13 protein-coding genes are annotated in these 14978 nt (G+C 62.7%); 2 read left to right on the top strand and 11 right to left on the bottom strand.

The genetic code is table 11. The features are described 5' to 3' along the window. Nucleotides 1-27 precede the first annotated feature (27 nt). The 3 genes from C8N42_RS11310 to mhpA form a co-directional block, all read right to left on the bottom strand. On the bottom strand, nucleotides 28-1293 hold the full coding sequence (locus C8N42_RS11310; protein ID WP_107816676.1) for an ABC transporter substrate-binding protein: 1266 nt from the start codon (nucleotides 1291-1293) through the stop codon (nucleotides 28-30). A gap of 39 nt (nucleotides 1294-1332) precedes the next feature. Next, nucleotides 1333-2409 carry a maleylacetate reductase gene (locus C8N42_RS11315; protein WP_245890061.1) on the bottom strand — a complete coding sequence of 359 codons (1077 nt, stop codon included), beginning with the start codon at nucleotides 2407-2409 and terminating at the stop codon, nucleotides 1333-1335. Between the two features lie 129 nt (nucleotides 2410-2538). Then, nucleotides 2539-4185, bottom strand: a complete 1647-nt coding sequence (mhpA, locus tag C8N42_RS11320; RefSeq protein WP_107816711.1) for a bifunctional 3-(3-hydroxy-phenyl)propionate/3-hydroxycinnamic acid hydroxylase MhpA — start codon at nucleotides 4183-4185, stop codon at nucleotides 2539-2541. A 302-nt stretch (nucleotides 4186-4487) separates the two neighbouring features. Here mhpA and C8N42_RS11325 point away from each other — a divergent pair, with 302 nt between their 5' ends. Continuing rightward, nucleotides 4488-5159 carry a TetR/AcrR family transcriptional regulator gene (locus C8N42_RS11325; RefSeq protein ID WP_107816677.1) on the top strand — a complete coding sequence of 224 codons (672 nt, stop codon included), beginning with the start codon at nucleotides 4488-4490 and terminating at the stop codon, nucleotides 5157-5159. Here the strand turns inward: C8N42_RS11325 and C8N42_RS11330 are convergent, their stop codons facing one another. Next, nucleotides 5160-6110 carry a LysR family transcriptional regulator gene (locus C8N42_RS11330; protein ID WP_107816678.1) on the bottom strand — a complete coding sequence of 317 codons (951 nt, stop codon included), beginning with the start codon at nucleotides 6108-6110 and terminating at the stop codon, nucleotides 5160-5162. A gap of 185 nt (nucleotides 6111-6295) precedes the next feature. Here C8N42_RS11330 and C8N42_RS11335 point away from each other — a divergent pair, with 185 nt between their 5' ends. Beyond that, nucleotides 6296-8050, top strand: a complete 1755-nt coding sequence (locus C8N42_RS11335) for an FAD-dependent oxidoreductase (RefSeq protein ID WP_107816679.1) — start codon at nucleotides 6296-6298, stop codon at nucleotides 8048-8050. A 46-nt stretch (nucleotides 8051-8096) separates the two neighbouring features. Here the strand turns inward: C8N42_RS11335 and C8N42_RS11340 are convergent, their stop codons facing one another. The 7 genes from C8N42_RS11340 to C8N42_RS11370 form a co-directional block, all read right to left on the bottom strand. Beyond that, the gene (locus C8N42_RS11340; protein ID WP_107816680.1) at nucleotides 8097-9323 is read right to left on the bottom strand and encodes an NAD(P)/FAD-dependent oxidoreductase; all 1227 of its coding nucleotides are present in this window, start codon (nucleotides 9321-9323) and stop codon (nucleotides 8097-8099) included. Nucleotides 9324-9326: 3 nt separating this feature from the next. Then, nucleotides 9327-9641 (bottom strand): 2Fe-2S iron-sulfur cluster-binding protein, encoded by a 315-nt coding sequence (locus C8N42_RS11345; RefSeq protein WP_107816681.1) that lies wholly within the window; start codon nucleotides 9639-9641, stop codon nucleotides 9327-9329. Nucleotides 9642-9650: 9 nt separating this feature from the next. Continuing rightward, on the bottom strand, nucleotides 9651-10412 hold the full coding sequence (locus C8N42_RS11350; RefSeq protein WP_107816682.1) for an SDR family NAD(P)-dependent oxidoreductase: 762 nt from the start codon (nucleotides 10410-10412) through the stop codon (nucleotides 9651-9653). Then, nucleotides 10405-11025 (bottom strand): HD domain-containing protein, encoded by a 621-nt coding sequence (locus C8N42_RS11355; RefSeq protein WP_107816683.1) that lies wholly within the window; start codon nucleotides 11023-11025, stop codon nucleotides 10405-10407. The genes C8N42_RS11350 and C8N42_RS11355 overlap by 8 nt, the downstream gene beginning before the upstream one ends. Then, on the bottom strand, nucleotides 11022-12461 hold the full coding sequence (locus C8N42_RS11360) for an aldehyde dehydrogenase family protein (protein ID WP_107816684.1): 1440 nt from the start codon (nucleotides 12459-12461) through the stop codon (nucleotides 11022-11024). Before C8N42_RS11360 ends, C8N42_RS11355 begins: the two co-directional genes overlap by 4 nt. Nucleotides 12462-12470: 9 nt before the next feature. Further along, nucleotides 12471-13076, bottom strand: coding sequence for an HD domain-containing protein (locus tag C8N42_RS11365; RefSeq protein ID WP_107816685.1), 606 nt, complete (start codon nucleotides 13074-13076; stop codon nucleotides 12471-12473). A gap of 63 nt (nucleotides 13077-13139) precedes the next feature. Next, on the bottom strand, nucleotides 13140-14951 hold the full coding sequence (locus C8N42_RS11370) for a PEP-utilizing enzyme (protein ID WP_107816686.1): 1812 nt from the start codon (nucleotides 14949-14951) through the stop codon (nucleotides 13140-13142). Between the last annotated feature and the right edge of the window lie 27 nt (nucleotides 14952-14978).

Consider the following 14978-nt stretch of genomic DNA (forward strand, 5'->3'; position numbering starts at 1 on the left):
ACCAGCCGGTTCCGTCTCGGATTGGGATCAACTCAACGCTTCGAGCGTACCGGTCAGCGCGATCTCGGGCGCAAGCCCGTTCTCCACGATCACCAGATCGAAACTTCCATCGTCCTGCATCCGCCACTGGCCGCCCACCAGCGGGGTTTTCGACACATTGGCCTGCGCAAACGGCGGCACATTGTCCCGGCCCCACTGGATCTTGCCCACGGCACTGTCGATATTCGTCGACCCGATCAATTCGGCCATCTCATCCCCGTCGGTCGGATCGTCCGCACGCTTGATCGCATCCATTGCCACTTCGAAAAGACTGTGAATAAAGCCGAGCGGCTGGGTCCATTGACGCGCCGCATACTCCTCGAACTCGCCCGCCAGATCGGCGCAGCTCTGCCCGGTCAGCGACGAGGTGAACGGGTGCATCGGCGACCACCACACCTCGCAGGTCAGGTTATGTGCGAGTTCACCCAAGGCCGCGACGCTTTCCGGGAACAAAAGCGCCTTGGCGACCGACACCATTTTTGGGGTGAACCCCTGCTGTTTCGCCTGGGTCCAGAAGGTGGTGAAATCCGGCGGGATCGGGATGCCGGTCAGAATCTGCACGTCATTCTGTTTGAACGCGTTGATCTGGGCGGAGAAATCGTCCGTCAGGTTCTGATACCGCCCCGTGTCTGTGAGCTTGTACCCCGCTTCGGCGAGCGCAGGCGGCATCCCCACGTCCGAGGCCCAGGCATTGCCATCCCCGTCATTGGGCCAGAGCGCACCGACGGATTTGTTGCTCTCGATCATGTCCCACATGTTCATGAAGACCTGAACATTGTCCTCAAGCCCCCAGAAGAAATGATGCACGTAGTCAAAAGCCTGCCAACTCGCCGGATCGGCAGGATTGCCCTGTTGCCCGATGAACCACGGCTGCCAGGGCGCGACGGTGGAGATCACCGGCACCTCTTCGGCCTCCGCAATGGTACAGACGGGGTTCGTGGTTTCCGGCGTCGAGGCGACGCAGATCAGATTGACCTCGTCACGCACGATCAGTTCGCGGGCGACCTCGGCGGCGCGGTTCGGGTTCGACTGGCTGTCCTTGACGATCACCTCGACATCGACGCCCTGTGCTTTGGCGGTCTTGACAAAACTCTCGATGACATAGGCGTCGGCGGCTGCGAAACCGCTCAAGGGTCCCGTCTGCGGGCTGACATAGCCGATCTTGATGGAACTGCCCTTGGCGAGCGCCGGCATCGCCAGCGCGCTCGCGGCCGTGGCCGCCCCGGTTTTCAGAAATGTGCGTCGTGAAAGCATGTGTCTCCTCCCTAAGGTTATGCTTTTCTTATCTTTATGTTATGTCCCGTTCTCGGGCGGCGCCCCCTCCCAGGCTCGCCCCAGAAGGGCACGGATCGCCTCCCGCTCCACCGGGCGCGGGTTCCAATAGGGGTTCTTCACCGCGAGATCCGCTGCACGGTCGAGATCGGCCTCCTCCAGGCCGAGATCGCGCAGGGACATGGGCGCGCCAAGGTCCTTGGCAAACAGCCAAAGCCCCGCCCCCAGATCGCCGCCGAACAGATCGGCGAGCGGTTGCAGAGCCGTCTTCGCCGCCCCGGCATTATAGGCTGCCGTATGGGGCAGCATGACCGAATGGGTCTCCGCATGGGGCAGATCGAAAGAGCCGCCCAGCGTGTGACAAAGCTTGTGATGCAGCGCCATGCCGACGGAGCCCAGCACCGTGCCACAGAGCCACGCGCCGTAAAGCGCCCCGCCGCGCGCCGCTGCATCGCCCGGCGTCTTCACGATCACAGGCAGCGCGTCGCGCAACGCCCGTACCCCCTCGACGGCCATCATCGCGGCGATGGGGTTGCGATCCTGCGCATAAACGCCCTCGACCGCATGGGCCATGGCGTTGAGACCCGAAGTCACCGACATGCCGACCGGCAGGCCAAGCGTGAGTTCCGGATCGTAGATCACCGTTTCCGGCAGGATCGACGCGGCGCGCACCGTGGTTTTCACGCCGTTCTCGGTCTGGCCGAGAATGGGCGTCACCTCGGAGCCCGCGTAGGTCGTCGCCACCACGAGCTGCGGGCAGTCGTTGCGATAGGCGATAGCCTTGCCAAGCCCGATGGTGGAGCCACCGCCAAGCGCGATCACCCCATCGGCCCCTGCCGCCGCATAGGCCGCCATGGCGGTTTCCGTCACCTCGACCGGCGTGTGCATGGTCGCATTCGCGAACACCCCCGCAGCTTTCGTATTAAGTTTCGAGGCCAGTGCCTCCGCATCCGCCTGCTGGAACGGGGTCGAAAGCACCAGCGCCTTCGTCACGCCGAGCCGGTCGAGTTCGGCCTTGATCTCGCTGCGTTTGCCCGCCCCGAACACGATCCGCGCCGGGTTGAGCGTACAGGTGAATGCCGTCATCTGATCTGTCATGGTCTGTCCTCTTCCCGCACCGACGATAGAGAGAAAATCCGGAAAATGGATCGCATGCGCTCAGTTTTACATAACATTATGTTAAGTATTTCCGAGCACATTTCCGGCCTTCAGGAGCCAGGCGAACCCCTATTGTGCCGCTACTCCCTCAGGTTCGGAGACCATCAGCAAATCCATGATTTTACTGAATTTATTGCGAAAATTCTCGGCATCTCGCGCGGTCAGGGCGACATAGAAGTCCGGTCGGATCAACACGTAACGCGCCCCGATAGCATCGAGCCATGTTGCGAAACGACCTTCGACATCGACCACATCCGCCGCACCACCTTCGGCCACCAGCTTCACGCTCACCCCGTCGAGGCTGTCGAACTGCACCCGCTGCGCCCCGGTGAGAACCTCCGCCGGGTCCTCTTCATAACCGATGAGCACCCAGCCCTGCCCAACAACCTGGTCGAACCGGTCGCGATGGCCCGCGTGTTCCACGATCCCCTGCACCGACAATTCCCCGGCATGGGCGCTACCTTCGTCCCAAATCCCCTGCCCCAACTGGCAAATGTCGGTCGGCACCGGCGTATGACCGCGCGCCTCAAGCTCCGCCTTCATCTGCGAATCCCGCGCGGCGGCCTGCGCCTCGTCGTCGATGCAAATGATCTGGCCCAGCATCTGACTGAAGTCGATGTAATGCCGCGCATGCGCCATGCGTTCCGTGGTGTAGCTGTCGAGCACATCCATCGGGAATTTGCCTTCCAGAATACCGTTCAGCCGCCAGGCCATCGCCACCGCATCGCGCACCCCGGCGCACATGCCTTCGCCCGCAAAGGGCGGCATGAGATGGGCGGCATCTCCCCCGATCAGGCAACGCCCCTTGTTCCATTCCTTCGCCCAGCGGGCCTGGAACCGATAGACGGCAGCGCGTTCCAGCTCGGAATTCTCCGGCGTCAGCCCCCAGGGCTCCATGAGTTTCCAGGCCTGTTCCGGCTTCTGGAGTTCCTGCCCGTCCTCATGCGGCAGAACCATGAACTCCCAGCGCCGCCGGTCCGGCCCGCCGATCACCGGTCCCGGTCCGCCCGGCACCACGGTGGTGGGGCGCTTCGGATCGCAAAGCTGCCATTGCGCCGGCTGTTCCGGATGCGCGGCGACGTAGTCGAAATGTGGGATCATATCGAGGATCAGCCAGTCGAAGAAATAGCCCTTGTCCTCGTTCCCGATACCCAGAGCCTCGCGCACGAAACTGTTCGCCCCGTCCGTACCGGCGACAAATTTTGTCCGGATCACATGTGTCTCACCATCGGGGCCGACCTCTTCGGGGGTGCGGCGCAGGGTGAGGATCACACCTTCCGCGTCCTGCTCCAACGCCTCACCGCTCCAGCCACGCAGGATCGTCACCGTCGGCAGTTCCGCGGCAATCGCCAAGAGGCGCTTTTCCAGTTCCGGCTGATTGAACCAATAACGCACCCGCCAGCCGGAGGCCGATTGACTTTGCCAGTCGACGATCTGGATGTTCTCGCCGTCGCGGTTTCTCCAGTAATACAGCTCGTCGTGATAATTGATCGCGTCGTCGTTCTCGGAGTTAATCCCTAGCGTGGCGAGGATGCGGGCGATCTCGTGATCGAAGGTCACAGCGCGCGGCAATGGATAATGCTTTGACCAGCGCTCGATCAGCGTAACCTTCTTGCCCCTCTGCCCGAGCAGAATGGCCAGAAGCGTGCCCACGGGCCCCGCGCCCACGATGGCGACATCGGTCTGGTGACCGACCTGTTGGGTCGATGCAGTCATGAGTTCCTCCCTGAATTCCTCCTGAGGCGGTTTCCCGCCGTGGCACATCCGTGCCGAAATGCGATTTTCTTTCGGCGGGCGCCCCATCCTCCTGTGGGCTTTTCCGCCAGTGTCTTTAGCGTTGCAATAAAATGAATGTTCGTCAACTTTGAGTTTTCGTCATTTATTTTGCCGCCAGGGGCTTGATTGCACTGACTTTTCACGAGGCGACGTGGAAACGGTGGACTGCGAAGCACATCCAGCCACGTGTTGAGCCCCGCAGCAAAAGTGAATATGATTCGGGTATGAACGCGAGAGGTCCGATGCCCGACACACATACCGCGCCGAAACCCGCCCCGAAGTCCGAAGGCCGCGTCGCCCGGCGGCAAAGACGCAACCGCGCCGCGCTGATCGCTGCCGCGCGTGAGATCATGGCGGAGAAGGGTGTCGATGCGGCGACCATGCTGGAAATCGCCGAGCGCGCCGATGTAGGCGCAGGCACGGTATATAACTATTTCAAATCCAAAGATGAACTCGCCGTGGCCGTGCTTGAGAGCCTGATGCATGAACTGGCGATGCGGATCGAGACGGTCACCGACACATTCGGAGACCCGGCGCAGGTCTATGCCTTTGGCATCCGCACCGTGCTCGACACCGCCACGACCGATCCGCGCTGGAAACAGATGCTGCCCCGCTCCGAGGTGATCGCCGACGCACTGTTTCGCACCATGGGTCCCTTTGCGATCCGCGACCTGAACAACGCCGTCGCCGCCGGACGGTTTCGCGTCACCGATCCGGCGCTGGTCTGGCGGCTGACCTGCCATGCGATCATCGGTATGAGCCTCGCGATCACCGAAGGACGACAGGAGGCGGACAGCAAGGTGCCGATCATCGCCCGACTGCTCTGCATGGCGGGGATCGACGGTGAGGGAGCGGATGAGCTGGCCGCGCGTTCCCTGCCCGATCTGCCACCCGCGCCGGTGGAACGGAACTGATCAGGGACGGCGTTTGGAGAGCTGGTTTTCCCGCTCCATCCGGCGCTCCAGATGTTCGCATTCCGAGGCCAGAAATTTCACCAGCGCCTTGCCCACCGGCGCGAGATTTTCGCCCTTGCGCGTAAGCACGCCAAGCGCCCGGTCCGGGTGCTCCACCTTGATCGGCAGGGAGACGATATTGCCCTGATCCTGCATCAGGTAGACCACGGAATAAGGCAAGACTGTCAGACAGTTGGAACGCGCAAGAAAGCTGGAGATCGAGGCCAGCGTACCGCCCGAAAAGGTGAACTGGAAATTTTCGCTGCCGATCGAGAGGATGGCGCGTTTGAGATCGCGAAACAGTGGGCTGTCGGCGGGCGGCGCGACCCAGGAATAGGCGTCGATCTCCGGCAGGGTGATCGGCCCGCGCCGGGTCAGCGGATGCCCCTTGCGACAGGCGATGACATTGCGCCCTTCGAGCAGCGGCTGGAAATCCAGATCGAGCGGCACATGCCGGACCTGCATCGGCAGGATCGCCATATCGAGCGTCTTGTTGCGCAGCTTGGCGACGAGGCTTTCGAAATAGCCATAAGTCTGCTCGAACTGCGCACCACCGATCCGGTCCTGAAACTCGGCAAGCATGGTGGTGATCACCCCGTCCATGAACAGCGGCGTACCGCCGATGCGCAGATGCCCCGCGTGCCCTTTCCTGAAATTGTCGACAAGCACGCTGGCTTCGCGGTTCAGGTTGTGAATCCTGAGGCCGATCTCCGCGAGTGTGCGTCCGAATTCCGTGGGCGTCAGCGGTCGCCGCCCCGGTTCGAACAGTGGCATGCCGAGCCGTTTTTCGAAATTGGAAATGGTCCGGGACACGGAAGGCTGAGACTTCCCCAGAGCTTCCGCACCCTCGGTCAGGCCACCTTTTTCGACGATCATGGCAAGGATTTCGAGATGTTCGCTGTCTATCTTCATAACAAAAGGGGATATTATCCACCAGAAGATTAAAAGCCACAAAAATTTTGCCCCCCTATTGTGGGAGCACAACGAAGCGGATCGTTCGACAGGTCCCGGAAAGAGGAGCCCGGCCTGTCATCCTGCCATAAGGGGCGTCCGCACGGACAAAACCGCACAAGACGTCACTTAGGGAGGAGACGCATATGTCCGATTATAAAACGGATGTTCTCATCATCGGCACCGGCCCGGCCGGGTCCGCCACGGCTGCACTTTTGTCGAGCTACGGCATCGAGAACATGGTGGTGAACCGTTATCGGTGGCTGGCGAACACGCCGCGCGCCCATATCACCAACCAGCGCACCATGGAGGTGCTGCGCGATCTCGGGCGCGAGGTGGAAGACGAGGCCTATCTCCACGCCACGCACAAGGATCTGATGGGCGAAAACATCTTCTGCGAAAGCCTTGCGGGCGAGGAAATCGGCCGGATGAAGGCCTGGGGCAACCATCCTCTCTCGGCGGCGGAGCACAAGATGTCCTCTCCCTCGCTGATGAACGACCTGCCCCAGACTTTCATGGAGCCGATCCTGTTCAAGACCGCCTGTCAGCGCGGCACGCAGGCGAAAATGTCGACCGAATATCTGCGTCACGAACAGGACGCAGACGGCGTGACCACCACCTGCCTCGACCGCCTGTCGGGCAAGGAATTCACCATCCGCTCGAAATATCTCGTAGGGGCCGACGGGGCGAAATCTCTGGTCGCCGATCACGCGGGCCTGCCTTTCGAGGGGCAGATGGGTGTGGGTGGCTCGATGAACATCCTGTTCAAGGCGGACTTGTCGAAATACGTCGCCCACCGCCCCTCCGTGCTCTACTGGGTGATGCAGCCCGGCGCGGATGTCGGCGGCATCGGCATGGGGCTGGTGCGCATGGTGCGGCCATGGAACGAATGGCTGATCGTCTGGGGCTATGACATCAACGGGCCGGAGCCCGAGGTGACCGAAGAGTTCGCCACCGGCGTGGCGCGCCAGTTGATCGGCGACCCGGAACTCAAGATCGAGCTTCTGAGCGCAAACACCTGGACGGTGAACAATTACTACGCCACGGAACTGTCGAAGGGCCGCGTCTTCTGCATGGGCGATGCCGTGCACCGTCATCCACCCTCGAACGGGCTCGGCTCGAACACCTCTATTCAGGACAGTTTCAACCTCGCGTGGAAACTTGCCATGGTGCTCAAAGGTCAGGCCGGTGAGGCGCTTCTCGACAGCTACACCACCGAACGCGCGCCCGTGGCGAAACAGATCGTCACCCGTGCCAACAAGTCGATCGGCGAGACCGGCCCGATTTTCGACGCGCTCGGCATGAGCGAAGGCGTCGATCCGGTACAGATGCAGAAAAATCTGGAAGCCCGCTGCGATGGTACTTCGGCGGCGGAAAAACAGCGCGAGGCGATCCGCAAGGCCATCGCATTCAAGAAATACGAATTCGACGCGCACGGCGTCGAGATGAACCAACGCTACCGCTCCGATGCGGTCGTCACCGACGGTCAGGTGGAACCCGATTTCGAACTGGACGCGGAACTGCATTACCAGCCAACCACATGGCCCGGCGCGCGCCTGCCGCATGCCTGGCTTTACGCCACGGACGGGGCGGAGGTCTCCTCCCTCGATCTCTGCGGTCACGGCAGATTCACTGTGCTGACCGGGCTCGGGGGCGAAGCCTGGTGTGCCGCCGCCGAAGAGCTGTCAGCGGAATTGGGGGTGGAGATTGTCTGTCACGTCATTGGGCCGCGCCGTCCCTATATGGACCACAGCGGCGACTGGGCGCGCGCCAGCGAGATCACCGACACCGGGTGTCTTCTGGTGCGCCCCGATCACCATGTCGCCTGGCGCAGCCATAAGCTCGCAAAAGACCCGAAGGCCGAACTGCGCCGGGTTCTGAACGCGGTGCTTGCGAAGTGAGAGAGAGACGGCGCCTTCGGGCGCCGTTTTCCTGCCCGGCTTCGGCTCAGCTTTGCGCCGCGACAAAGGCGGCCTTCAACTGGCGCGGATCGCCCCCGCGCATCAGATCGGCCTCGGGTGTGAACCCTGCCGCCAGCATCTGTCGCGCCAGCATATGCTCTCCGGCGCTGTTGATCGTCTCGACCGCGACAAGCCGCCCGGCTTTGAGATGATAAACGGATTTCAACCGCCCCTCAGGGGTACGGCTCTCGATGCTGTTTTCCGCCCCCTGCAAAAGCCCCGCGATCTGAAGCTTCATCGCGCCGATGTCGGACCAGAACCACGGCACAGCCGCATAGGGCGTCACACGTCCCGCAAGCGTCTTTGCCAGGGCGCGCGCCTGATCTGTGGCGTTCTGAACAGATTCCAGACGTCGCCTTTCCCCGCTTTCAGGATCGGGAAAGGACGCACAATCACCAAGAGCGTATATCTCCGGATCGGAGCTTTGCAGGACGGCGTTGACCGCAATCCCGTTGTCGATCTCAAGCCCTGCCGCACGGGCGAGATCGTCAACAGGCAAAGCACCGATGCCGACGATCACCAGATCGGCGGGCAGAGTCTCGTCCGCGATGCGCACGCCCGTCACCTGCCCCTGCCCACCAACGATGTCACAGAGTTCCGTGCCCGTCCGCACTTGCACTCCCATCCCTGTCAGAATGGTTTCGACCTCGAAAGCGATCCCGGCACTTGCCGCCCGCCCGAGCAGTCGTGGCGCCAGTTCGACAACGCTGACCGACAGCCCCCGCCCCGCCAGCATCGCCGCCGCTTCGAGACCGATGAACCCGCCGCCGATCACCACGACCTGCGTAGCCTCCGGCAAGGCTGCACGGAGTGCGCGGGCATCTTCGGCGGTGCGCAACGTGAACACCCCGCGCAGATCGCCCCCCGGCACCGTCAGCTTGCGCGCCTCGGTGCCGGTCGCGAGAACCAGCTTGTCATAGGAACAGCTCGTGCCATCCGAGAGAGTGAGCCGCTTGTTCGCCCGATCAACCGTCTCCACCCGAACCCCGAGACGCAAATCAATGTCCTGATCGGCGAAGACCTGCGGCGCGCGCAGCGGTTGCAACGCCGCATCCGGGGTCTTCATGAAAGATTTCGACAGGGGCGGCTTGTGATAGGGGTGATCTGGGTCGGCGGAGATCACCGTGACCGGGCCCTCATAGCCCTCTTCCCGCAGCGACACGGCCAGTTGCGTGCCGCCATGCCCCGCTCCAATGATGACGATCCCGGCCATGGCTCAATGCCCCACCACTTCGAACACCGCCCCATCGAGCGCCTCGCTCACCTCGATCTGACAGGTGAGACGGCTGGTCTCCCCCATCGCGTCCGAAGTGAATTCCAGCGTGTCGCGCTCCGCCTCTTCCATCTCAGGCAGGGCCGCACCGCCCTCGACGACCCGACAATGACAGGTGGCACAGACACAGGAGCCACCGCATTCCGCCTCGATCCCCGCGATGCCCGCCGTTGTTGCCGCGACCATGACGCTTTGCCCCGGCGCAGCCTCGATCTCCCGGCGGTTGCCCGACGGTTCGATGAATGTCAGTTTGACCATTGTTCTTCCTCAGTTGAATTGACGCCCGCCGTCGACGATCAGGGTCTGTCCCGTGACGAACCCGGCCAGCGGCGAGGCGAGATAGAGCGCGCCGCCCACCATATCCTCAGCCCCAGCCGCGCGTTTGAGCGCGCCGCGCGTGACCCCGTAGGAGGTCGCATCCTCCATCAGCCCAAGGCTCGCCTCGGTCAGGGTGAACCCCGGAGCCAGCACGTTGACGCGGATGTTGTCATCCCCAAGCTCGCGCGCCATGGCCCGCGACATGGCAATCACAGCGCCTTTCGAGGCGACGTAATGCAACCATTGCGGCGAGCCGGAGAACACGGTCGCAGAGGACACGTTGACGATGGCCCCGCCACCGCCCGCACGCATCACCGGCGTGAGGGCACGGCTGACCTGCCAGACGCCTTTGACATTAACCGCCATGACCTTGTCCCAGACCGCCTCGTCGATCTCTTCCAGCGCGCGGCGTTCGAGTCCTGCATAGATCGCGGCGTTGTTCACCAGAATATCGACCCCGCCGAGCACTTCATCCGCCGTGCGCGCCAGAGCGAGACAGCTCTCACTGTCAGTGACATCCACCGTCGCGGCATGGGCTTTGCCACCCGCCGCCTCGATGAGGGCCACGGTCTCGGCACAGCCTCCGGCATTGATGTCAGCGACGAGCACCTCCGCCCCGGCTTTGGCGAAACCTTCGGCAAAGGCGCGCCCCAGACCGCCCGCAGCCCCGGTGATCACGGCACGTTTGCCTTTCAGATCGAGATCAAACATGAGCGGTCTCCTTGAGATAATCGGGGGCTTCCAGAGTTGCGCGTGCGGCGGCCAGATAGCCCCGCGCCATGACCCGGCCTGTGTCGGTCAGAAATTGCGGCAGAACGAAATCTTCCAGCATATCAATCGTTTCATGTGCGGGCGTGTCGAACCAACCGCCGATGGTCGCGATCCCGTGCGGGGTAAAGCGCCAGCCCTTGTCGGCATCCTTGACCAGCGCGTCCTCGGGCGAACTGGCCTCCTTGAGCGTGTCGTGCCGGTCGATGATCGCAAGCACCGCGTCAGCATCGACACCTTCGGGACGATGACGGCGCAGGATCTCTCCGGCGATCTCGACGCCATGAATTTCATGCTCGCGCACCAGTTCCTTGCGCGTCGGGTTCGGCCCGACCGCATCCGCCATCAGCGCCGGGTCGATGCGTTTCCAGCCCACGTCATGCAAAAGGATCGCAGGCAGAACGATGCTTTCCGAGACCTCCGGGTGCTCCGCCAAAAGCGCCTTGGCAATGCCATAGGAGATCAGCGTATGCACATCGTTCGAGCGCACATCGAGAAAGGCGCGGGCATCCCGCCACAGTGGCAGATCGAGCGGCATGAGCGTCGAAGGAGTCATTTCGGCACCTCGTAGCTCAGATACATGGTCTTGTATTCGAGATAGCTTTCGACCCCGTAGCGGCCTTTTTCACGCCCAAGCCCGCTTTCCTTGACGCCGCCGAAAGGCACGTAATGCGAGGAGCGGTGAATGTCGTTGAGCCAGACCGAGCCCGCCTCAAGCCCTTCGCTGAGCGTCAGCCCCTTCGCCAGATCGCGACAGAACACGAAACCTGCAAGCCCGTAGCGGCTCTGATTGGCCAGTTCCAGAGCCGCCTGCGCGCTGTCCACCGGCGCGATGCCGAGCACTGGACCAAAGGTTTCCTCGCGCATGATCAGCATATCCTGCGTCGCGTCCGCAATCAGGGTCGGCGGGAAATAGAAGCCCTCATCGAACCCCTCCCCGGTCCGACGCGTCCCGCCCAGAAGGATGCGCGCCCCTTTCTCGCGGGCATCGTCGGATTGCAGCGCGCTGTTGGAATAAATCTTTTCGTTCACCAGCGGACCGAGGTCGCCCTCGCCCCCCACCGGTTGCAGGGTCAGTTTACCCGCTTTCTCCGCAAGGCGCGACAGCACCTCCTCATAGACTGGACGCTCCACGAAAACCCGATTCACACGGTAACAGAACTGGCCGGAATTGGCGAAACCGTGGCGGGCGATGGCCGTGGTCGCCTTGTCGAGATCGGCGTCGGCACAGACGATGGCGGCACTCTGCCCGCCAAGTTCCAGCGTCACCCGCTTCATCGTCCCCGTGGCCGCCGCGGCAATCGCCTTGCCCGCCGCCGTGCCGCCGGTGAAGGCGATCTTGCGTGGAATGGGATGTTCGATCATCGCCGTACCGATCTCGCGCCCCTTGCCAGTCACCACATTGAACACGCCCGCCGGGAGCCCCGCCTTGTGGAAAATCTCCGCCAGCATCAGGGTCGACATCGGCGTGTCTTCGGCGGGTTTGGCGACCACCGTGCAGCCCGCAATTAGCGCAGCGCCCAGTTTGAACATCAAAAGCGTGATCGGGTAGTTGAACGGCGTGATCGCGATCACCACGCCGACCGGCTCCCGCGTCACCACGGTTTTCTCGCCGGGGGCGGCGCCAAGCGACATCGTGGCCGAAAGCCGCAGCCCCTCTTCGGCATAGACATCGAGAAGATCGGCGGAGCGGGTGATCTCCGCGATGCAGGCGGGTAAAGGCCGGCCCAGCTCGGCATGAAGCGCCTGCCCCACCGTCTCGGCATGATCGCGCATCGCCTGTGCACAGCTTTTCTGGATCGCCACACGGTCGCTCATCGGGCGACGTTTCCACCCCTCCATCGCCCGCGCCGCCGCCCGGATGGCGACATCGGCATCCGTCGCATCGCCGCGCGGCACGGTGTCGATAACCTTTCCGGTGGCCGGGGCGGTGACGTCCACACGTCCTCCATTCGTGGCCGCTCGCCACGTTCCGTCAATGAACATTTCCATGGTCTTGCCTCAAATCACATGCAGCATCAGCGCCTTGCGGGTCTCGGCCAGGGTCTCGGTCGCCATACGCACACCCGCCTCGGTCTCCAGCTCGGTCTTCTGCTCTTCCAGCCGCTCGGCATAGCCATGCGGCGTGGTCTTGAACCAGTCGCAGGCCACCGAGACCCCGGTCACGGAAAACCGCCAGAGCTTGTCGGCGTCGCGCACGATCCGGTCGTTCAGGTGACGCGGCGCAGGACGGGTGTCGTGCCCGTCGATGATCTCGCAAACCTGCGCGATCACTGCCTCCTCCCAGCCGGTCTCACGCAGGACCTCCGTCGCCATGCGCACCCCTTCGGCCTCATGCAGGTAACGCACGTCGGACTGGAGCATATTGGGGCCGGAAAAACCCTTTTCGATGATGTCCTCCATGTCAATCGCATACCAGCCGATGTCATGCAGCAGGATCGCCAGAGAACAGACGTCGCGATCCGCCTCGGGATGTTCGGCCAGAAGCTTTTGCGCCCAGGCGAAAGACAGCGGGATATGCACATCGTTCTTGCGCGCCCGCATATAAGGTTCGGCCGCCCGCCAGACGGCATCGTACCGGCTCAGGTCGGTGGTTTTGTCGAGCATCGGAACCTCCGTTTCGGTCCTCATTTCTCAGGGACGGGGGCCACAGGCGGCCCCCGTTACGGCTCAGTCCAGAAGCGTCACCTTGCCGGTATTGCCATCGACGCGGATGCGCTGGCCGGTCTTGATCAGGGACGAGCCATTGCCCGTCCCGGTCACCGCCGGAAGCCCGTATTCGCGACAGACGATGGCCGCATGGCTCATCATCCCGCCGATGTCGGTGACGGTAGCCTTGATCTTGCCGAAGACCGGGGCCCAGCTCGGCGCGGTGACGGGGGTCACAAGGATTTCGCCCTCCTGAATTTCGCCGAGCTGATCCGGGCTGCGCACCACGCGGGCCAGACCTTCGACCGCACCGGGGCTCGCCGCCATACCGGAAAGACCGTCCTCGACACTACCGCCCCCGACCCAGTTCTGGATCGACTCGGAGGTGATGCCCCAGAGCATGATCGTGAAGGGTTCGGTGATGACCTCCGGCGGGTTGTTCAGCGCGGGCTGCGGCGGCTGGGTCGAGAGCGCGTCGATGATACCGCGACGGCGTTCGATCTCCTGCGGCCAGTGGCTCGGCCCGATCCAGTCGCCCCCCGTGGCCCAGGCATTGCCGTAATCGAACAGCGCATCGCGCACCTCCTGACGGGTCAGGTAGAACATGCCATCCTCGGTCGGCCAGAACCCTTCCTCCATCAACAACCGGCTCAGCGCGTGCATCTTTTTCCAGAAGACGCACATCGACCAGTGTTCGATGTAGAAATTGTGATTCTCCACATAGGGGAAGACGGTCCGTGCGAGGCCGAGTTTGTCACGGAAGACCGCGCGGGCCTCCTCGTCCATCATCGCCTCGTATTCGCCGGTGATCCGGTCGCGCTCCGCCAGAAGTTTCTCCGTCGGGCGTTCGATGGTCTCGCCCGCCTCGGCGCGGATGATGTAATCGCGCAGATAGCCCATCGGAATGTCGAGGTGCTCGATCCAGTATTTGTCCGTCGAGTAGAAGCCATTTCCGGAGGTGAAATTGAACCACGGGTCCTGCGCCGCCTCCCAGGCGTCGAGCCAGAGCTGCCCCTTGGCCTCTTGCGCCACCGCCGCCAGCGCCTCTTCGACCGTACCGGATTTCAGCGCGCCGGTCACACCCAGTTCGATGGCGAGACGGGCGAGTTTCTTCAATTCGTCATCCGGGCGGAACAGGTCGCTGTCCACCCCCTGCACCATCTTGGCGATGGCCTGATCGGGGATGGTCGGGAACTGCCCCTTCATGAAACCGAAGAAGTCGAGATAGGCGGCATAGCCCAGGTTCAGGAACTCGAAATGGTACTGCCAGGTCTTGTAGAGAAGCTGGATCGCCGCATCGTAATTCGCCATCAGGTCGAGGTGCGGATCGACGCCGCGGCCTTCGGTGATCCACTCCAGCGGCACCACCTCGGGCAGTTTGTCGAAACTCAGCGCCTCCATCTCCGCGATATTCGCCTTGACCTTCTTGTGCCAGTTGTCGAGCAGGCTGTCCCAGTTCTGGAAATAATGCCCGGCACGTTCAAGGAACTGCGGGATGCGGTCCTCGATCTTCTCCGGCGCGACCGCAATCGGCGACATGTAGCAATAGCCGTTGTGGATGCGGTAATCGACACCATTGGCCGGCGGCACGAGATAGTGGCGCGTGTTGTACTGACCGAGGCAGCGCACGGCATATTCCACCGTCATCGCATCGAACGGTTTGAAAGGGTTGGGCCAGTGCTGACTGTCACAGAACCAGAATTTCGCGTCCTCCTTTTCGCGAAGATTGGGCTGGAACGTCAGGTAATACGGATAAAGCTCCTCCCAGCCCTCCGCGCCCTCCGGGGCCTTGACGTCGTAAGCGCTGGGAAACAGCGGGGTTTGTGCGTCCATGTCGGTATCTCCTCCCTGAAAGACCGA

Origin of the sequence: Celeribacter persicus (genome assembly GCF_003050785.1) — a bacterium.
Lineage (GTDB): Bacteria > Pseudomonadota > Alphaproteobacteria > Rhodobacterales > Rhodobacteraceae > Celeribacter > Celeribacter persicus.

Bases quoted from the DNA above. Each gene is read 5' to 3' on its own strand.
- C8N42_RS11310 (WP_107816676.1), bottom strand. From the start codon at position 1,293: ATGCTTTCACGACGCACATTTCTGAAAACCGGGGCGGCCACGGCCGCG.
- C8N42_RS11315 (WP_245890061.1), bottom strand. From the start codon at position 2,409: ATGACAGATCAGATGACGGCATTCACCTGTACGCTCAACCCGGCGCGG.
- mhpA (WP_107816711.1), bottom strand. From the start codon at position 4,185: ATGACTGCATCGACCCAACAGGTCGGTCACCAGACCGATGTCGCCATC.
- C8N42_RS11325 (WP_107816677.1), top strand. From the start codon at position 4,488: ATGCCCGACACACATACCGCGCCGAAACCCGCCCCGAAGTCCGAAGGC.
- C8N42_RS11330 (WP_107816678.1), bottom strand. From the start codon at position 6,110: ATGAAGATAGACAGCGAACATCTCGAAATCCTTGCCATGATCGTCGAA.
- C8N42_RS11335 (WP_107816679.1), top strand. From the start codon at position 6,296: ATGTCCGATTATAAAACGGATGTTCTCATCATCGGCACCGGCCCGGCC.
- C8N42_RS11340 (WP_107816680.1), bottom strand. From the start codon at position 9,323: ATGGCCGGGATCGTCATCATTGGAGCGGGGCATGGCGGCACGCAACTG.
- C8N42_RS11345 (WP_107816681.1), bottom strand. From the start codon at position 9,641: ATGGTCAAACTGACATTCATCGAACCGTCGGGCAACCGCCGGGAGATC.
- C8N42_RS11350 (WP_107816682.1), bottom strand. From the start codon at position 10,412: ATGTTTGATCTCGATCTGAAAGGCAAACGTGCCGTGATCACCGGGGCT.
- C8N42_RS11355 (WP_107816683.1), bottom strand. From the start codon at position 11,025: ATGACTCCTTCGACGCTCATGCCGCTCGATCTGCCACTGTGGCGGGAT.
- C8N42_RS11360 (WP_107816684.1), bottom strand. From the start codon at position 12,461: ATGGAAATGTTCATTGACGGAACGTGGCGAGCGGCCACGAATGGAGGA.
- C8N42_RS11365 (WP_107816685.1), bottom strand. From the start codon at position 13,076: ATGCTCGACAAAACCACCGACCTGAGCCGGTACGATGCCGTCTGGCGG.
- C8N42_RS11370 (WP_107816686.1), bottom strand. From the start codon at position 14,951: ATGGACGCACAAACCCCGCTGTTTCCCAGCGCTTACGACGTCAAGGCC.